The 17,992-nt window shown below is 39.4% G+C and carries 18 protein-coding genes; 10 read left to right on the top strand and 8 right to left on the bottom strand.

The genetic code is table 11. From position 1 onward, the window contains the following. Positions 1–308 precede the first annotated feature (308 nt). A complete protein-coding gene (locus B2V92_RS24020; protein ID WP_293312886.1) occupies positions 309–1,658 on the bottom strand; it encodes an alpha-L-fucosidase in 1,350 nt (449 codons plus the stop codon). A 192-nt stretch (positions 1,659–1,850) separates the two neighbouring features. Between B2V92_RS24020 and B2V92_RS24015 the strand changes: the two genes are divergently transcribed. Together B2V92_RS24015 and B2V92_RS24010 are read left to right on the top strand one after the other, a co-directional pair. Continuing rightward, a complete protein-coding gene (locus tag B2V92_RS24015; protein ID WP_293312884.1) occupies positions 1,851–2,702 on the top strand; it encodes an SDR family oxidoreductase in 852 nt (283 codons plus the stop codon). Between the two features lie 28 nt (positions 2,703–2,730). Beyond that, positions 2,731–3,555: an ion transporter gene (locus B2V92_RS24010; RefSeq protein ID WP_293312882.1), complete on the top strand. Its 825-nt coding sequence runs from the start codon at positions 2,731–2,733 to the stop codon at positions 3,553–3,555. 45 nt (positions 3,556–3,600) lie between these two features. Here B2V92_RS24010 and B2V92_RS24005 read toward each other — a convergent pair whose 3' ends face one another. Continuing rightward, positions 3,601–3,906, bottom strand: coding sequence for a hypothetical protein (locus tag B2V92_RS24005; protein WP_293312880.1), 306 nt, complete (start codon positions 3,904–3,906; stop codon positions 3,601–3,603). A gap of 190 nt (positions 3,907–4,096) precedes the next feature. Between B2V92_RS24005 and B2V92_RS24000 the strand changes: the two genes are divergently transcribed. Both B2V92_RS24000 and B2V92_RS23995 read left to right on the top strand, forming a co-directional pair. Next, complete coding sequence (locus B2V92_RS24000) at positions 4,097–6,046, top strand: glycoside hydrolase family 97 protein (protein ID WP_293312878.1); 1,950 nt, start codon at positions 4,097–4,099, stop codon at positions 6,044–6,046. A 224-nt stretch (positions 6,047–6,270) separates the two neighbouring features. Then, on the top strand, positions 6,271–6,867 hold the full coding sequence (locus B2V92_RS23995) for an FMN-dependent NADH-azoreductase (RefSeq protein WP_293312876.1): 597 nt from the start codon (positions 6,271–6,273) through the stop codon (positions 6,865–6,867). Between the two features lie 89 nt (positions 6,868–6,956). On the opposite strand, the gene B2V92_RS23990 is transcribed toward B2V92_RS23995, so the two are convergent. Beyond that, positions 6,957–7,319, bottom strand: coding sequence for a response regulator transcription factor (locus B2V92_RS23990; RefSeq protein ID WP_293312874.1), 363 nt, complete (start codon positions 7,317–7,319; stop codon positions 6,957–6,959). Positions 7,320–7,611: 292 nt separating this feature from the next. Here B2V92_RS23990 and B2V92_RS23985 point away from each other — a divergent pair, with 292 nt between their 5' ends. Beyond that, complete coding sequence (locus B2V92_RS23985) at positions 7,612–7,926, top strand: hypothetical protein (protein WP_293312872.1); 315 nt, start codon at positions 7,612–7,614, stop codon at positions 7,924–7,926. A 329-nt stretch (positions 7,927–8,255) separates the two neighbouring features. On the opposite strand, the gene mnmA is transcribed toward B2V92_RS23985, so the two are convergent. Beyond that, complete coding sequence (gene mnmA / locus B2V92_RS23980; protein ID WP_293312870.1) at positions 8,256–9,347, bottom strand: tRNA 2-thiouridine(34) synthase MnmA; 1,092 nt, start codon at positions 9,345–9,347, stop codon at positions 8,256–8,258. 322 nt (positions 9,348–9,669) lie between these two features. Between mnmA and B2V92_RS23975 the strand changes: the two genes are divergently transcribed. Then, positions 9,670–11,955 carry a GH92 family glycosyl hydrolase gene (locus tag B2V92_RS23975; protein WP_293312868.1) on the top strand — a complete coding sequence of 762 codons (2,286 nt, stop codon included), beginning with the start codon at positions 9,670–9,672 and terminating at the stop codon, positions 11,953–11,955. A 277-nt stretch (positions 11,956–12,232) separates the two neighbouring features. On the opposite strand, the gene B2V92_RS23970 is transcribed toward B2V92_RS23975, so the two are convergent. Next, a complete protein-coding gene (locus B2V92_RS23970; protein WP_293312867.1) occupies positions 12,233–12,646 on the bottom strand; it encodes an EamA family transporter in 414 nt (137 codons plus the stop codon). Between the two features lie 144 nt (positions 12,647–12,790). On the opposite strand from B2V92_RS23970, the gene B2V92_RS23965 reads away from it, so the two are divergent. Genes B2V92_RS23965 through arsB form a run of 4 tightly spaced genes read left to right on the top strand, consistent with a single transcriptional unit; the run spans position 12,791 to position 15,224 of the window. Continuing rightward, a complete protein-coding gene (locus tag B2V92_RS23965) occupies positions 12,791–13,120 on the top strand; it encodes an ArsR/SmtB family transcription factor (RefSeq protein WP_293312865.1) in 330 nt (109 codons plus the stop codon). A gap of 37 nt (positions 13,121–13,157) precedes the next feature. Next, entirely contained in the window at positions 13,158–13,724 is a 567-nt protein-coding gene (locus B2V92_RS23960) for a DUF6428 family protein (RefSeq protein WP_293312863.1), read from the top strand. Positions 13,725–13,740: 16 nt separating this feature from the next. Next, the gene (locus B2V92_RS23955; protein WP_293312862.1) at positions 13,741–14,160 is read left to right on the top strand and encodes an arsenate reductase ArsC; all 420 of its coding nucleotides are present in this window, start codon (positions 13,741–13,743) and stop codon (positions 14,158–14,160) included. Beyond that, entirely contained in the window at positions 14,160–15,224 is a 1,065-nt protein-coding gene (arsB, locus tag B2V92_RS23950; protein ID WP_293312860.1) for an ACR3 family arsenite efflux transporter, read from the top strand. Before B2V92_RS23955 ends, arsB begins: the two co-directional genes overlap by 1 nt. Positions 15,225–15,350: 126 nt before the next feature. Here the strand turns inward: arsB and B2V92_RS23945 are convergent, their stop codons facing one another. The 3 genes from B2V92_RS23945 to B2V92_RS23935 form a co-directional block, all read right to left on the bottom strand. Then, positions 15,351–16,202, bottom strand: coding sequence for an SDR family oxidoreductase (locus B2V92_RS23945; RefSeq protein ID WP_293312858.1), 852 nt, complete (start codon positions 16,200–16,202; stop codon positions 15,351–15,353). Positions 16,203–16,372: 170 nt separating this feature from the next. Further along, positions 16,373–17,227 carry an SDR family NAD(P)-dependent oxidoreductase gene (locus B2V92_RS23940; RefSeq protein WP_349681447.1) on the bottom strand — a complete coding sequence of 285 codons (855 nt, stop codon included), beginning with the start codon at positions 17,225–17,227 and terminating at the stop codon, positions 16,373–16,375. A gap of 88 nt (positions 17,228–17,315) precedes the next feature. Further along, positions 17,316–17,992 (bottom strand): helix-turn-helix domain-containing protein (locus B2V92_RS23935; protein ID WP_293312854.1); only part of this gene is annotated, 677 nt, incomplete at its 5' end.

Genomic DNA, 17,992 nt, shown 5'->3' with positions numbered 1-17,992 from the left:
TGAACTTGTTTCAGGATCCATCCAGAGAAAATAACCTCCAATTTTTGTTCTTGCGCGAAAGACCCTGAAACAAGTTCAGAGTCATGTCCAGTAGGAGCAATCTACCGCTTAAATGGTTATCAAAACTTTGACAATCTTACAGGCATAATGGAAAAAGATTGTCAAACTAAGTTCAGTAAAAAACTTCGTCATCTCGACCGAAGCATCGCGGAGTGGGGAGATCTATCTTGGAAAGACAATGGTAACTATTTTACACAAAAAAAGCCTGCAAGATTTAACTTGCAGGCTAGCTGATTAATATAGGTAGATTAATTCAACGTTAGTTCAATCACCGGAACCTCGAAATCCGGTTTTTTCTTAGGTAATTTTAAGACCAGTGTATTGCCGGTTGATTTTTCGGTATCGATCTGTACTTCCGAATTATCATGTAAGAACTGGGCATATTTTGTTTTGTCTTTATAACCCTCTAAGGTAATAGAACCGGTATTCGGGTATTCGAACAGGTGCACATAAAGTTTCTTTGCGTCTTTATTATAAGTGAGCCTGATGTTTTCGGATGTTTTAAATTCTGCAGGCGCGAAAGTACAGTGATAAATAGATTTAGAATTGGCGTGCATCCAAAGGGCTAAACTATCCAGGGCGGTGTTGGCGCGGTTATCAAATTCGCCGCGTGCCGTTGGGCCAACATTCAATAATAAATTACCTCCATTGGCTACAGAGGTGATCAATAGATCCAATAATTTCCGGTTAGTTTTCCAGGTGTTTTCATCACGGTGGTAGCCCCACGATCCGGAAAAGGTTTGGCAGGTTTCCCATACTTTGCCGCGGTATTTTTCGAGTTCTTTCGGACCAACCTGTTCTGGGGTTTCAAAATCAGTGCCGTCTTCGTAATCGTTCAGGTCAAGGCGGTTATCTACAATAATGCCAGGTTGTAATTTTCGGATCTGTTTTAGCAATTCTACCGATCCCCAATCGTTACGGCCTTTTCCATGTTTGCCCGGATAAGAGAAATCGGCCCAAAGGATATCGATCTTACCATATTTGGTAAGCAGTTCTGTAACCTGGTTGTAAAGGTATTTACGGTATTTGGCCATATCCCTGTTTTTGTTCAATGCGGCGTAAGCTTCGTCAGTTTCGGGCTGTGGCCTTAAAGGATGGTATTGGTCTACAGGGAAATCGGGATGGTGCCAATCGATCAGTGAATAATAAAAGCCAACTTTTATACCTTCGGCACGGAAAGCATCCAGAAATTCTTTTACCAGATCTCTCTTTGCCTGTGTATTGGTAGCTTTATAATCGGTGTACTTACTATCGAATAAGGTAAAACCTTCGTGGTGTTTGGTGGTTAATACCGCATATTTCATGCCTGCAGCTTTTGCTTCTTTTGCCCATTGTTTCGGGTTAAAAAGATCGGGATTAAACTGATCGAAATATTTCTGGTAATTTTCGTTGGTAATGCGCTCAACATTTCTTACCCATTCGTGGCGCGCAGGTAAAGCATAAAGCCCCCAGTGGATAAACATCCCGAAACGGGCATCTGTCCACCATTCCATGCGTTTTGTTTTTTGTGCTGCGGTTTCGTTACCGAGTCGTTTTTGTGCAAAACCCTGAAAAGTTAAACACAACATCAGCAGTGCCGATAAAATTAGTTTTCTCATTTGTGGTTATTTTGGTTAGGATAAAGTGCTAATTTAGTGAGCTATGTGCTTCGAAAATGTTGGGATATGAGCAAAATATTAAGTTAAATTGGTTTTAGAATATTGCCGGTGATTTGAGCTTATAAAAACTTTGACATCGAAATTTTTGTTAAATGGATGATAACAAAATTTTAACCTGATAAAGCTGAGGCCATGAAAACTCAAAAAATACCAGCCAAACAAAAACGTCAACCAGGGATAGAAGCGAAAATGGATCCCAAACCCGAAGTAATCAAAAAAGATTATAAAGGGGCGGGAAAACTGAATGGAAAAGTGGCATTGATTACCGGCGGGGATAGTGGGATTGGCCGTTCTGTAGCGGTACATTTTGCTAGGGAAGGAGCAGATATAGCGATTGTGTACTTAGATGAGGATATTGATGCAAAAGAAACCCAAAAAATGGTTGAAGCTGAAGGAAAAAAGTGTTTATTGATTAAAGGTGATGTAAAAAAACCTACATTTTGCAAAAAGGCAGTAGAATCAACAGTTAAAAAGTTCGGAAAAATCAATGTTCTGGTTAATAATGCAGGGATGCAGGTTCCGCAGAAAGATCCAAAGGCAATTGACAACAAGCAGCTGGAAGATACTTTTCGCACCAATATATTTGGTTATTTTTACTTTGCGCATGAAGTTTTAGCGTATTTTAATCCTGGCGATAGCATTATCAATACCACTTCTGTAACCGCATACCGTTCGTCGCCCAACCTCATCGATTATTCATCAACCAAGGGAGCAATTACCTCTTTTACGCGTTCACTGGCCACAAATCTGGCTAAAACAGGTATCCGTGTAAATGCAGTAGCTCCAGGACCGGTATGGACCCCCTTAATCGTATCTACTTTTGATGAAAAAAAGATTAAATCATTCGGATCCGAAACTGCAATGGAAAGAGCTGGGCAACCTTCCGAATTGGGACCTGCCTATGTTTTCCTGGCTTCTGATGATGCATCCTTTATTACCGGACAGGTAATACATGTAAATGGTGGCGAAGTGGTAAATGGTTAATGTTTACCTTTAACCTAAATATAACGCGATGAGATCAGATGAACCAAAAGATTGGCGGTTTAAACTGCACGAGCTAATTTATGAATCGAATACTCCGGCAGGCAAAGCTTTTGATGTTGGCTTGTTGATTGCTATTTTTTCGAGTATTATTGTGGTAATGCTCGATAGTGTAGAGAGTATCCACTTAAAATACGGTAAGCTTTTCAATATAACTGAGTGGATTTTTGCTGCCTTATTTACGGTCGAATATATTTTAAGATTGGTGAGCATCCGTAAACCGATAAAATATGTGTTCAGTCCACTGGGGATTATCGATCTGGTGGCCTTATTGCCATCTTATTTAAGTATCTTTTTTATAGGCGCACAATCGCTTTTGGTTTTCAGGGCTTTAAGGTTGCTGCGGGTTTTCAGGATTTTTAAACTCGGACATTTTTTAACGGAAATAAATTTTTTGACCACAGCCTTAAAAAACAGCGTTCGTAAAATCAGCATATTCCTGTTAACGGTTTTAACCATTACGGTAATTCTTGGCTCTATTATGTATCTGGTAGAAAAACGTGAAAATGGTTTCTCTAATATCCCCGAAAGTATTTATTGGGCCATTGTAACCATAACAACGGTGGGCTATGGCGATATTTCGCCCATTACACCGTTAGGCAAATTCGTGGCTTCGGTGGTGATGCTGATCGGTTATGCCATTATTGCCGTACCCACCGGAATTATTACCCATGATATTGCGGTTGCTACACGGCAGAAAAAAGAATTACCCGAATCATGCCCAAGCTGCAGCAGGGAAGGGCATGATAGTGATGCTTTGTTCTGTAAATATTGCGGATCATCATTATTTAGATAAAAAATGCCAGGCTGATCATCAACCTGGCAAATCTTAATTTAATTTTTATAACATCTCGCTATCGTCTTCATCATAAGCATTGGGGTCTTTGTCTAACTCCTCAATGTCCGATTCATTGTAATCGTCGGTTTCTTCTTCGTTATCATCTTCTTCATCCCCGGGGCCTTCAATTTCTTCATTCAATCGAGTACCTTCTCCATCGGCAAACTGCACTTCGTTTTCGATATATTCATCATTTTCTGATACTGAAGAAGCGTGTCCTTCAGCTGCATTTCCATTCGAACGGTCGATCTGAAACTGTTCGATATTCTGGATTTCTTCTTCTGGTTGATTGTTTTCTAAATTTTCCATGATATGTCCTTTTTATAAATTAAACAGGTTGAGAACAGGTTAAGTTTAGTAGAAGTCCAGAATCTTAACACCCCAAAGTTGTTAAAACATTCATCTATAAAAATGTTGCCAATTCAGGAACAGTTTTTAACTTTAAATAACTAAAACGATTTATGTATTTCGTTTAACACACAAAAAAACCTAATCAAGTATGAAAAAACCATTATCATTATTCATTTTATTGCTGTTGTGCACGGTAAAGCTCTTTAGTGCACCCATAGAACTGTTGTCGCCCGATAAGCGCATCAAAGTATCTGTAAATATTAAAGACAGGATTGGTTATTCGGTTAGCTTTAATGGCGATCCTTTTTTGACCAATTCGTATCTTCAGTTGAATCTCAGTCAGACCAAACTCGGCGCCAATGCCAAATTGATCAAAAAGACATTATCGACAGTCAATACCAGCTCAAATCCGGTAATTCCACTTAAAAATAGTACGGTAATAAATCACTATAACCTGCTGCGGCTTGATTTTAAAGGCGATTTCAGTGTCGAGTTCCGTGCCTATAACGATGGGATTGCCTACCGTTTCATCACCGATAAAAAAGATTCGGTTACGGTAAACAGCGAAGATGTCCATCTTAATTTTAACGATGATGTTAAAACAGCTTATTTAGAAACCGGTGGTTTTAAAACCTCTTACGAAATTCTTTACCGCCAGAACGAACTCGGCAAAGTAGATAAAAATAAAATGAGTGTTTTGCCGATCTTATTTAATACGGGCAAGTATAAAGCCTTATTATCGGAAGCTGATCTTTATGATTATCCCTGTTTATTTGTAAAGGCCGTTGATGATAAAACCGTTGACGCTGTTTTTCCGAAAGTGCCTTTGGCATTTGGAGAGGATGGCGACAGGAGCAAGAAAATTCTGAAAGAAGCCGATTATATTGCCAAAACAACCGGAAAAAGATCTTTCCCATGGCGTTTTTTGGTGATTACCGATAAAGATACCCAGTTGGCGGCCAACCAAATGGTGTATAAATTAAGCACGCCAAACCAGTTGCAGGATACCAAATGGATAAAGCCCGGTCAGGTTACCTGGGAATGGTGGCATAATGCCTATGTTTATGGTGTTGATTTTAAATCGGGCTATAACCAGGATACCTATAAATATTATATCGATTTTGCTTCAAAATTTGGTATTCCCTATATCATCATGGACGAAGGCTGGGCAAAAACGACCTTAAATCCTTTTGAGCCTAATCCTACCATCAACCTTAACGAACTGATTGCCTATGGTAAGCAGAAAAATGTAAAGATTGTGCTGTGGTTTACCTGGCTGGCAGTAGAAAATAACTTCAATATTTTCGAAACGCTCGAAAAATGGGGCATTGCCGGTGTAAAAATCGATTTTATGGATAGGAGCGACCAGTGGATGGTAAACTATTATACACGTGTGGCAAAAGAGGCCGCCAAACACCATATTTTAGTCGATTTTCATGGCGCATTTAAACCGGCCGGATTGGAAGTTGCTTATCCGAATGTGCTTTCTTACGAGGGGGTGATCGGAATGGAACAGAATATCGGTGGCGGATTGGCTACGCCGAACAATAATTTATTTTTGCCTTTTCTCCGCAATGCGGTTGGGCCTATGGATTATACGCCAGGGGCAATGCGCTCTGCACACAAACAGGATTATAAACCAAGCTGGGTAAATACCATGAGCATTGGTACAAGGGCACATCAATTGGCCATGTATATCGTGTTCGAAAGCGGTTTTCAGATGCTGGCAGATAATCCATTCAATTATTTACGTGAGCCTGAAACTACCTCTTTTATTACCAGTGTGCCGGTAACCTGGGATGAAACCAGAATTTTGGATGCAAGTGTGGGCGAATATATTATTACAGCCAAGCGTAAAGGTGAAAAATGGTTTATCGGTGCAATGGGCAATGATCAAAAACATGATCTTAAAATTGAAACCGGTTTCTTAAAAACCAATACCAATTATCAGATTACCTTAATTAAAGATGGTATTAACGCCGATTTTCAGGCCATGGATTTTAAACGTATTGTAAAACCGATTAAAGCCGGTGAAACGATCGATATCAATATGGTAAAAGACGGTGGTTTTGTTGCGGTAATTGAACCTCTTAAATAAAGGTGTAAGGTTTAGGGCATAAGGCTTAAGGTTGAGATTATTGCACAACTTTATTCCTAATGTAAGATAGTTTGAAAAGGGGAGCGTCCTAGCAGGAATCGCTTCCCTTTTTCTTGTGAAAACATAGCTGCTATGCTAAAGGATAGCGCTATCCTTTGGTATAGTGATAGCTTTTTGATACTTCGTATCCATAATTTTGCTGGGCACAAAAAGGCAAAAAAAACATGAAAATATTACATCTTATATCAAGCCCAAGGGGCGGAGCATCTTTCAGTATCAAACTGGGAAATGCCATAGTGGAAAAATTACAGGCTGCAAATCCAGGCAGCACTTTAACCACGCATAATCTGGTCGAAACTCCATTTCCACATTTGGAAGAGGTACACATCAACTCTTTCTTTACGCCGGAAGAAAGCCATACACCAGAATTTGCAGAAGCGATAAAAAACTCTAACAGCGCCATTGCCGAACTTAATGATGCAGATGTGATCGTTATCGGTGCGCCGATGTACAACTTCGGGATCCACTCTTCATTAAAAGCATGGATCGATCATATCGCACGTGCCGGTAAAACATTTAGCTACTCTGAAAAAGGTCCGGAAGGTTTGATCAAAAACAAAAAAGTTTATATCGCCATTTCATCTGGCGGCGTGTATTCGGATGGACCAATGAAAGCCTATGATTTTACCGAATCTTATTTAAGATCTGTATTGGGCTTTCTGGGCATGACTGATATTACCGTTTACAGGGCAGAGGGTTTAAACGTGCCTGATCTTAAAGATATAGCTTTAGATAAAGCAATCGAAAGTATAGCTTTTTAGGTTAACTAGTTCATTAGTCATTAGTTCATTGGTAATTGGTTGATTGCGCAAATCGACTAAAGACTTTGGACTAATGACTTTGGACTAAACTAAGCTGCTAAATACTTCTCAACCCTGCTTGCAAAATCATTCAGATCAAAGGGTTTATTGATGAAATCCTCCGCATCACATTTTGCTTTAACCGCATTTAAGTGGTTATTTGCCGACATCATCATTACAGGAATATTGTGTGTTTTGATGTTTCGCTTTAAAGTGTTGCAGATATCCAGTCCATTTCCATCGGGCAGCATAATGTCTAAAATTACCATGTCCGGTACCTGTTTATTCATCTGAAGCCAAAAATCGTTGGTATTCTTACAGGTTCTTACTTCGTAAAGTTCTTCGATCAATAGGAATTCGATAATCTCCCTGATATTTGGGTTATCTTCCACTACATAGATGCACTTTTTCATAAGCTCTACTTTTATAATATTAATAACGGGGCTCTTTATCAGATGTTTAAAGTAGTTATGCACAATGTTGTAGTTATTAACCTCCAAGAATTTCATACCATGCTTTTATATCATTTTTAATTTTACTAAAAAAAAATATGTTAATTGTTTTATTTGCTAATATTTTTAGTATATTTGTTTTGAAGATACCATAACATGTTTAGTGATAAGAGCAGGATAAGCTAACATGTTAAATATGATTATTTTAAACAAAAGGCTATTTGCCGCGTTTGTTGGCTAATATATTTTTTCTATGACCGTTACAGTTTTACCGATATTCGAAACCGATTTCAGACCGGATGCTTCATTGGGCAAAATTATGAATGAAAGATTGCGGATTGCTGCGGCAGATCTGCAGGATATTCACCTACAACATTTAAATGCTATCGGGCAGCGCAGCGATGATGTGGTGGTTTATGTAAGTTATAACCCAAAATATAAAATCAGGTGGCGCGTGGTTAACGATGTTCCCGAAGAGGTTGAAGGCTTTGTAACCCAGATTTGTGGCAATTTAGGTTACATTCAATGGAAAACAGCTGCTATTAATGTTTTTAAGGGGGTTGAGTAGTTAACTTGCAAAGTCCTTTTTGTTGGCGGTAGCCCTACCCATGCTGTCATTTCGAGTTTGAATTTATTACATCAAGATCAATTTTAATGACGGAATAGTTAATGCTTACACCGTCAAAAAGCACCGTCATTTCGAGCGGAGTGCAACGCAGTCGAGAACCACGCAGTGCTCAGCAAAGCTAAATCTGTCTAGAGATAGATCTCTCCACTCCACTGCGTTTCGGTCGAGATGACGATCGTTATATGGTAAGCTATTATTAAGATGCTGATTCCGATGTTAAAATCAGAACAGTATGATAATCGCTATTTAAATTGCAGGTAGAGATTTTCTTAAATCAAAAATCCGCCGCCCAATAAATCATTTCCTTCGTAAAATACAGCTGATTGGCCTGGTGCAATTGCCGAAACATTATGATCGAACACCACACGCATTTTATCTTTCTCCTGAACAATTGTACTTAACATACCCGCATCTTTATAACGGATTTTTGTAATTACATCATTCATTGGTTCTTCAATGCTCGCATATTTAACCAGGTTTAAGTTGCGCACCATGGCTTCTTTACGTTCCAGTTCATCAGCTCTGCCTAAAACCACCGTATTGCTTTCTGGCAGGATCTGGGTTACGAACATCGGCTCGCCGAATGCTACGCCCAAACCTTTACGTTGCCCGATGGTGTAAAAAGGATACCCTTTATGCTGTCCAACGACCATTCCATTGCTTAAAATGAAATTTCCACCAGCAACTCTTTCTTCTAAATCTTCTACTTTATGTTTTAAGAAAGCCCTGTAATCATTATCTGGTACGAAACAGATTTCGTAGCTCTCCGATTTTTTTGCAAGTTCTTCCTGTCCCATATCCAAAGCCATTTGTCTGATCTCCGATTTGGCAAAACTGCCCAGCGGGAATTTGGTACGTGAAAGATTTTCTTGCGAAACGCCCCACAGTACATAAGACTGGTCTTTGTTTTCGTCTTTTCCTTTCGAAATTACGTAACGGCCGCTATCTTGTTGACGGATGTTGGCATAATGCCCGGTGGCAATAAATTCGCAATCCAGTTTATTGGCACGTTTTAAAAGTGCTTCCCATTTAATGTGCGTATTGCACAAAACACATGGGTTTGGCGTTCTTCCGGCCAGATATTCATCAACAAAATTATCGATTACATAGTCACCAAATTCATCGCGTATATCCAAAATATAATGCGGAAAACCATAGTTTACCGCAAGGGTACGTGCATCGTTAATGCTATCCAGCGAGCAACAGCCGGTTTCCTTACTGCTACCGCCAGAGCTGGCATAATCCCAGGTCTTCATGGTTAAGCCAATTACCTCATAACCCTGCTCATGCAACATTACAGCCGCTACCGAACTATCAACCCCGCCACTCATGGCAACCAGAATTCTACCGTGTTTACTCATCTTAAAAATATAAGGTTGCAAAAATAAGGTTTATTTAGCTGAAATTATTTAAAGGAAGTCAGTTACTTGTAAAAAGCGGTTGCCAAATTGCTTGGATTTACGACTTTGGTGCACTAAGGCAGCTTATGTGGTCAATATTTTAGGACTAAACCTCGCAGGATTTTAAAACCTGCAAGGTTTGATACCCACATAAATTGTATCTTCAGAAATCCAGAATGTATTTTTTGTTTTACTTAAACGTTTTAGTCTGGTGTTTTATGCATATTTGAAGATAAATTTATACCTTAGAATTTTCAACAAAACAAGCTAATTTTAAAAAGATATGATCAAAAAAGTTATCCTGCCTTGTCTTTTGCTTTCATCGATGATGGCATCGGCACAGCAGAACCTGGTGCAGTATGTAAAACCCATTATCGGCACCTCAAAAATGGGGCATACTTATCCTGGTGCAACCGTTCCTTTCGGCGCGGTGCAGTTAAGCCCCGAAACGGATACTTTATCTTACGAAGTAAACGGTAAATATAATGGCGATGTGTATAAATATTGCGCAGGCTACAAATACGAGGATAAAACCATCACCGGTTTTAGTCACACACATTTTAGCGGTACAGGCCACTCTGATCTGGGCGATTTCCTGATCATGCCAACACAGGGCAAACTGCAGTTAAATCCGGGGGTAGCTTCAAATCCTAAGGGTGGTTACCGTTCAGCCTATTCGCATGCTAACGAGGTTGCAGAAGCAGGTTACTACAAAGTAAAACTGGATGATGATAACATTACCGCTGAACTAACTTCAACAACAAGGGTAGGAATGCATCAATATACTTTCCCTAAATCGGATCAATCGCACATCATTCTCGATTTAATGGCAGGTATCTACAATTACGAAGATAAAACCGTTTGGACTTACGTTCGTGTGGTAAATGATACTTTGGTTACCGGTTACCGCCAAACCTACGGCTGGGCCCGCACCAGGACTGTTTATTTTGCAATGAGTTTTTCTAAACCTTTTAAAAGCTACGGACGTAAAAGCTATGATGCAAAGCAGGCTTACAGAGGTTTCTGGGGTAAATTTAACCAGGATCAGAACTTTCCTGAAATTGCAGGTAAAAAATTAAAAATGTTCTTCGATTTTGATACGCAGGAAGGAGAGAAGATCAAAATTAAATTTGCTTTATCGCCGGTTAGTCAGGAAAATGCATTAGAGAATATGCGGGCAGAAATTTCGGGCTGGGATTTCGAGAAAGTAAAAGCGCAGGCGCAGGCCACCTGGAATAAGGAGTTGAATAAAATCCAGGTAACTACTTCTAACGATAATAAAATAAACTTTTATACCGCTTTGTATCATGCCTATATCAACCCAACAACCTATACCGATGTTAACGGAGAGTACAAAGGTTTAGATCAGGGTATTCATAAAGCAGATGGTTTTACCAATTACACCACTTTTTCACTTTGGGATACTTACCGTGCTTTACATCCGTTCTTCAATATTACACAACCGGCACGCAGTAATGATATGGTGAAATCGATGTTGGCGCATTATGATCAGAGCAGTTTGCACATGTTGCCAATCTGGTCGCACTATGCCAACGATAACTGGTGTATGAGTGGTTACCACAGTGTTTCGGTTATTTCTGATGCGATTATCAAAGGTACTTACACTGGCGATCCGAATAAAGCATTGGATGCCTGTATCGCAACGGCTAAACACCGCGATTACGAAGGCATCGGCTATTATATGGATAAAGGTTACATTCCTGCAGAAAAATCGGGCATTTCTGTATCCAATAACTTAGAATATTCTTACGATGACTGGTCTATTGCGCAATTGGCCAAGAAATTAAACCGTATGGATGTTTATGATGAATTTATTAAACGTTCTAACAACTGGAGAAACAACTATGATAGTGCTTCGGGTTTTATGCGTCCGAAACTGGCAGATGAAACTTTTAAAAAGCAATTTGATCCGAAAGATACAGAAGGACAGGGTTTTATTGAAGGAAACAGCTGGAATTATAGTTTCTTCGTTCCACAGGATCCGGCTTCGCTGATCGAAGTGATGGGCGGCAAAAAGAAATTTGCAACACGCTTAGATACCCTGTTTACCATGCATTTACCTGATGAGTTTTTTGCACATACCGAAGATATCACCCGCGAAGGTATTATCGGTGGTTATGTTCATGGAAACGAACCGGCACACCACATTGTATATTTTTACAACTGGACCGATCAGCCTTGGAAAACACAGGCACAGGTTCGCCACATTTTAAATATGCAGTACAAACCTACAGCTGATGGTTTGGGCGGAAACGATGATTGCGGACAAATGAGTGCCTGGTACATGTTTTCTTCTTTAGGATTTTATCCGGTGGCACCAGGTTCTGATGTATATTCATTAGGTAGCCCTTTGATTAACAATGCCGTAATCAATCTGGAAAATGGCAAAACTTTCACTGTTGAAGCCATTAAACAAAGCGATAAAAATGTATATGTAGAAAAAGTTTTATTGAACGGAAAAGAAATTACCGATCATAAAATCAAACATGCAGATATCACCAACGGTGGAAAGCTTACTTTTTACATGAGCTCAAAACCTAAAAAATAATTTTTCTCATCCCTGTACAAATTAAACCGTCGGCTATTTTTAGTCGACGTTTTTTTTTTATCTTCCGAATGTCGTCATTTCGAATTTAATACATAAAAGTCAAATATTATTGACAGAGAAATTAACTTAAATAATTCTTAAAAGTTACCGTCATTTTGAGCGCAGTGAAACATAGCCGAGAAATCTGTCTCGAGATAGATCTCTCCGTTCCGCTGCGCTTCAGTCGAGATGACGATCTTTTTAGAGAGTCTTTTTTTAAAAAACACACACCAATTCTTTAAAGTAAAATAACCAAACTACCTGCAACAATCAGTCCGCCACCAATTAATGTTTTTGTTTCAATCGGTTCTTTTAAAATCAAAAAGGCTAATCCCATTGCAATGGCTACGCTTAATTTATCGATAGGGGCAACTTTAGAAACACTGCCCGTTTCGAGCGCTTTAAAATAGAAAATCCACGATAAACCCGTTGCCAAGCCTGATAGACCTAAAAATATCAGGTTGTTTTTACTCAAAGTTTTAAGCTCTGCAATTTCTCCACTAGCTAAAACAATGCCCCATGCAATAAACAAGATCACAACGGTTCTTATGGCCGTTGCTATATTTCCATTAACACCTTTTAATCCCACTTTAGCTAAAATGGCCGTTGCAGCAGCAAACAGGGCAGAGAGTATGGCATAAAATTTCCACATAAATACTTGCTTAATTTTTATTTATAAATGCGTTAATGGTAAATAAACTATACAATTCTGTAGATAATCTGTTTTAATGGAAACTTTTAATTAAAATAAATTTTGATTTCTAAATTATCTATCGTAATATTGCGATATAAAATTATGGGACTTACCAGAACAGAAATCTTCACCGAAGAACAAAACCATATGGCGGCATTGCTAAAAGCAATGGCACATCCTGCACGTATTGCCATTCTTCAGCGTATTCTTAAATCAAATACCTGCATCTGTGGCGATCTGGTTGAAGAACTGGGGTTGGCACAGGCAACCATTTCGCAACATTTAAAAGAGCTTAAAAATGCGGGTATCATACAGGGAACCATCGAAGGCGTAAGCATTTGTTATTGCATCGAACCCAAAACATGGAAATTACTTCAAAATCAACTGGGCAATTTCTTTGCCTCTTATAAAGGCGAACAAAACTGCTGTTAAAATTTTTTATCCAAATCAATCGTTAAATTGCAATATTATGATTAATGAATTTTCAACCAAATGGAACAGCTTTAAAGCTGAACTTCAACAACATCCGGAGCTGATTTTACAATTTCAATATGCCCAAAATAAATGGGTAAAGGCCAATTACCACATCACCGAAATTAAACAGGCACCGATTACTTCGGTTGACTGCGGTGGTGTGATGAATTCCTGGACAGAAATTATTGTGCAGCTATGGGAACCAACCGAAGCGGAGGAGGGCAGGGCTATGCAGGTGAAAAAGGCATTATCCATTATTGACCTGGTAGAAAGCAAAATCGCTTTAAATACCAAGGGAATTGTGAAAATTGAATTCGGTAATTCAGAATTTGATACCAGGCAAATGTATCCCGGCGAGTTTAAAATCGATGGCGATAACCTGGTTATAAATTTAACACCAGATGCCACGCAATGCAAAGCCATTGATCGTGGTGGAAGTTGTGGAACTTCAGAAACCAGTGAAGAATGTTGTCCACCCGCTCAACCCGAAAAAAGTAAGGTAGCATTGGTTAATCTGGCTACAAATCAAAATAGTTGTAGCCCGGAAAGTGGCTGTTGTTAAAAATAAAATTATTAAAATGAAAAATGTATTGGTGCTTTGCACCGGAAATAGCTGCAGAAGTCAGCTGGCAGAAGGTTACTTAAGATATTTTGCCCAAAATAATGCAAAAATTTATAGTGCCGGGATTGAGGTTCATGGTGTTAACCCAAGGGCAATACAAATAATGGCAGAGGATGGGATCGATATTTCGAGTCAAACATCGAACAATATTGAGGAGTATTTCGATGTTCCTTTCGATTATGTGATTACGGTTTGCGATCATGCAAAAGAGAGTTGCCCTTATTTCCCAACAAAAGCTATAAAATTACACCACAACTTTCCCGATCCGGCAAAAGCAATTGGAACCGAGGCCGAAATTATGGCCCAGTTCAGAAGTACAAGAGAATTGATAAAAGACTATATGGAAAATTTTGTAACTGAAAATTTAAAAGGTTAATGTCGGCGATTGTTTGTGCACCGGCTGCTAAACCTAAAAAACTAAGCTTTTTAGATCGCTATTTAACCCTTTGGATTTTTTTATTCATGCTATTAGGAGTGGGGTTGGGATCTTTATTCCCTTCTTCCGCTGCATGGATCAATTCATTCTCCAGCGGAAGTACCAATATCCCCTTGGCCATCGGGCTGATCCTGATGATGTATCCACCCCTGGCAAAGGTTGATTACCGGAAAATAGGTGGGGTATTTAAAAATATCAGCGTATTGAGTGCTTCGCTCGTTCTAAATTGGATAATCGGGCCGCTATTGATGTTTTTTCTGGCAATTATCTTTTTACGTGATTACCCTGAGTACATGGTAGGCTTAATGATGATCGGTTTGGCGCGGTGCATTGCCATGGTGGTGGTTTGGAATGACCTTGCTGATGGTAACAGCGAATATGCAGCAGGTTTAATTGCCCTGAATAGCATTTTTCAGGTATTGTTTTACAGCCTTTTCGCCTATCTTTTTATTACGGTTTTGCTTCCGGTATTCGGGTTAAAGGGATTAACGATAGATATTTCGATTGCGGAAATTGCAAAAAGTGTTTCGATTTATCTTGGGATTCCTTTTTTGCTGGGTATTTTAAGTCAGCAACTACTGATGAAATGGAAAGGTGAAGAATGGTTCCGTTTAACTTTTATTCCGATGGTTTCGCCTATAACCTTAATTGCCCTGTTATTTACCATTGTGGTAATGTTTAGTTTAAAAGGATCATTAATTGTTCAGATTCCGATGGATGTATTACGGATTGCCCTGCCTTTGGTAATCTATTTTACTGTAATGTTTGTGATCAGTTTTTTTACAGGCAGGCATTTTGGAGCCGATTATAGCAAAAGTACTGCTATTGCTTTTACAGCTACAGGCAATAATTTTGAACTGGCAATTGCCGTGGCCATTGGTGTATTTGGGATCCATTCAGGGCAGGCTTTTGCCGGTGTAATCGGTCCGCTGGTTGAGGTACCTACATTAATTGCACTGGTTAAGCTGGCGCAATGGTTTAGGAAGAGATATTTTAAAGTGTAGGATAAATAAGAAAGGTCGTCATTGCGAGGAGGTACGACGAAGCAATCTTTCCTGCCAGTGATTCTTACAAAAAAGATTGCTTCGTCAGCTGAAAAAGCCTTCTCGCAATGACGGCCATCTTAGATATTATGCCCCAACCTCTTCAAAATTGGTTGCTGTTGCCAAAAACTTCCAGTTGGCCATATCCCTTTGCACATCGGCAATTTTTGCATCTGCTACCTGGTAAGCATCAGGACCCAGGAATAAGTGAAGCGGCGGGTTTTCGCTTTTCGAAGCTTCGATAATTACTTCAACTGCTTTGGCCGGATCGCCTGGCTGTTGGTTATTGATATCGTTTTGGTGTGCAGCCTGCGATTCGCGTACTTCTTTATATGCATCAATTGGTGTGCTTGGAACAGCTAACGAACCTTCGGTAAGAAATGCAGTTCTGAAATAACCAGGCTCAACAACAGTTGCTTTTATGCCCAATGATTTTACTTCTGCAGCCAACGATTCGGTAAAACCAACTACTGCAAATTTTGTAGCACAGTAAATACCAAATCCAGGGAAGTTACCGGAAAAACCACCAATAGAAGAGATATTGAAAATATGACCTGATTGTTGTTTCCTCAATTGTGGGAGCACTTTTCTGATCACGTTTAACGATCCGAAAACATTAACATCGAAATTTTCTCGAGATTCTTTGTCGCTTAATTCTTCCAGTGCACCAACCATACCATAACCGGCATTGTTAACTACTACATCAATCTGTCCGAATTTGCTGATGGTTTGACTAACTGCAGCTTCTACACTGCTTTCGTTGATTAAATCAACGCTTAGCGGTAAAAAGTTTTCGTGTTCGCCAACCGCTTTAATTAAATCGTTTAAATTTCTTGATGTTGCGGCAACGTTAAGGCCGTTGTTTAATAATGTTTTTACTAAGGTTAGTCCTAAACCTTTGGACGCACCTGTTACAAACCAAACTTTTTGATTTTCCATGATATTGTTTTTTTAGAATGAAATGAATTGATGAAGTTGGATTATAAAACTGGTTTCTCTAAAATTTGTCATGTTGAGCCTGTCGAAACGCCTCAGACAGTTTTATCGCAGGTCCTTCGACAAGCTCAGGATGACAATTCTATATTTATAATACAACCTCTTTTTGATTGCTAATTCGCTATTAGCGTTTCATCAGTTGCGAAATCCGTCGAAATCGTGATGGCTTTCCAGCTGTTAAACTCTTTCGCCAGGCATTCTATTTTGGCAGAAGCCCTTTGAAAAGCATCGTTGCCCAGTAGTAAGTGAACCGGTGGATGTGGCATGCTTGCCAGAGAGATCATAGCGGCAGCCGCTTTTTCAGGATCTCCTATCTGTTGACCATCCATTTTTAAATATTTGCTGTGTATTGCCCTTACTTCTTCATATTCTGCAATTGGATTGGCAGCCAATATTAACGAATCGGCGGTCAAAAAGCTTGTTCTGAAAGCTCCAGGAGCAACAACTGTTACTTTTACGCCGAATTCTTTAAGGTCTTCGGCCGATACTTCCGATAATGCAATAACGGCCGATTTTGCTGCAGCATAAACCGCCCAGCCAGTTGCACCGGCAATGCCTGCAATTGATGCAATATTGATGATATGACCGGAACGTTGCGCCCGTAAATAAGGTGAAGCTTTTCTGATTACATTTAATGTTCCGAAAACATTTACATCAAAACTATTGCGTGTTTCGGCATCGGTTAATTCTTCGATGCTGCCCCCGATGCCGTAGCCAGCATTATTGATCACCACATCAATTCTTTCGAATTTTGCAATGGTCGCTTTAATTGCATCCTCCACACTTTTTTCGTCGGCCAGGTTAACGGCCAGTGGAAGGAATTTTCCCGTATCAGCATTTACGGCTTTTTTAAGTTCATCAATATTTCTTGAAGTGGCCGCTACAGATTGACCCGCTTTCAATAATTGATTTACCAAACTTAATCCTAAGCCTTTTGAAGCACCGGTAATAAACCAAACTTTTTTCATGCCCATAATTTTATTCTTTTTCTTGATACAAAATTACAGCAGGAACAGCTATATCATATTACGCGAATCAAACTGATGATTACGAAATTCAAACAATTCGATAGGAAGTAGGGGTGTAGTTGGTCTGTTTTTTGAAAAAGTTGTTAAAATGGGTCGGCTCCTCGAAGCCCAAACAATAACCTATTTCCGATATATTCCAGTCGGTATGTTTCAGTAAAGCTTTGGCTTCGGTCAATAAACGTTCGGTAATGTAGTTTGTGGTGGTTTTTCCGGTGGTTTCCTTAATGGCCCTGTTCAGGTGGTTTACATGTACCGAAAGTTGTGCAGCATAATCTTTGGCCGAACGCATGGTCAATCTTTGTGTAGTAGTTTCGATCGGGAACTGACGCTCCAGCAACTCTGTAAACACCGAAGTAATCCTCGTATTGGCATCGGTATGTTTAAATAAAGCTTCTGATGGCTGCGTTTTTAAAGCAAAATGGGTTACTTCGGTAATATAATTCCGCAAGAGGTCATATTTATAAACGTAATCGGTATTGATTTCCTCAAACATTTTGGCAAAAATGCCTGCTACCTGTGCATCCTGACTTTCATTTAAAAAGTAAGCAGGATTTCCACCAGGTACAAACATGGGCAGATCGCCAATATTTCCACGTATTTTTTCCTTGAAAAAAGCTTCTGTAAAAATGCAGAAATAACCGGTTATATCACTTTGTTTTCCACTGGCCAGCTCCCAGGTGTAGGGAACCAGGGGATTAAAAAATA

Source organism: Pedobacter sp. UBA5917, from assembly GCF_002432345.1.
Taxonomy (GTDB): domain Bacteria; phylum Bacteroidota; class Bacteroidia; order Sphingobacteriales; family Sphingobacteriaceae; genus Pedobacter.
This window is presented reverse-complemented; position numbering and strand designations above follow the sequence as displayed.

Excerpts from the sequence above, each read along its gene's own strand:
- B2V92_RS23955 (WP_293312862.1), top strand. The coding sequence starts at position 13,741 with ATGAAAAATGTATTGGTGCTTTGCACCGGAAATAGCTGCAGAAGTCAG.
- B2V92_RS23990 (WP_293312874.1), bottom strand. The coding sequence starts at position 7,319 with ATGAAAAAGTGCATCTATGTAGTGGAAGATAACCCAAATATCAGGGAG.
- B2V92_RS23965 (WP_293312865.1), top strand. The coding sequence starts at position 12,791 with ATGGGACTTACCAGAACAGAAATCTTCACCGAAGAACAAAACCATATG.
- B2V92_RS23970 (WP_293312867.1), bottom strand. The coding sequence starts at position 12,646 with ATGTGGAAATTTTATGCCATACTCTCTGCCCTGTTTGCTGCTGCAACG.
- B2V92_RS24010 (WP_293312882.1), top strand. The coding sequence starts at position 2,731 with ATGAGATCAGATGAACCAAAAGATTGGCGGTTTAAACTGCACGAGCTA.
- B2V92_RS24015 (WP_293312884.1), top strand. The coding sequence starts at position 1,851 with ATGAAAACTCAAAAAATACCAGCCAAACAAAAACGTCAACCAGGGATA.
- B2V92_RS23995 (WP_293312876.1), top strand. The coding sequence starts at position 6,271 with ATGAAAATATTACATCTTATATCAAGCCCAAGGGGCGGAGCATCTTTC.
- B2V92_RS23945 (WP_293312858.1), bottom strand. The coding sequence starts at position 16,202 with ATGGAAAATCAAAAAGTTTGGTTTGTAACAGGTGCGTCCAAAGGTTTA.
- B2V92_RS23940 (WP_349681447.1), bottom strand. The coding sequence starts at position 17,227 with ATGAAAAAAGTTTGGTTTATTACCGGTGCTTCAAAAGGCTTAGGATTA.
- B2V92_RS23985 (WP_293312872.1), top strand. The coding sequence starts at position 7,612 with ATGACCGTTACAGTTTTACCGATATTCGAAACCGATTTCAGACCGGAT.
- B2V92_RS23975 (WP_293312868.1), top strand. The coding sequence starts at position 9,670 with ATGATCAAAAAAGTTATCCTGCCTTGTCTTTTGCTTTCATCGATGATG.
- mnmA (WP_293312870.1), bottom strand. The coding sequence starts at position 9,347 with ATGAGTAAACACGGTAGAATTCTGGTTGCCATGAGTGGCGGGGTTGAT.
- B2V92_RS24000 (WP_293312878.1), top strand. The coding sequence starts at position 4,097 with ATGAAAAAACCATTATCATTATTCATTTTATTGCTGTTGTGCACGGTA.
- arsB (WP_293312860.1), top strand. The coding sequence starts at position 14,160 with ATGTCGGCGATTGTTTGTGCACCGGCTGCTAAACCTAAAAAACTAAGC.
- B2V92_RS24005 (WP_293312880.1), bottom strand. The coding sequence starts at position 3,906 with ATGGAAAATTTAGAAAACAATCAACCAGAAGAAGAAATCCAGAATATC.
- B2V92_RS23960 (WP_293312863.1), top strand. The coding sequence starts at position 13,158 with ATGATTAATGAATTTTCAACCAAATGGAACAGCTTTAAAGCTGAACTT.
- B2V92_RS24020 (WP_293312886.1), bottom strand. The coding sequence starts at position 1,658 with ATGAGAAAACTAATTTTATCGGCACTGCTGATGTTGTGTTTAACTTTT.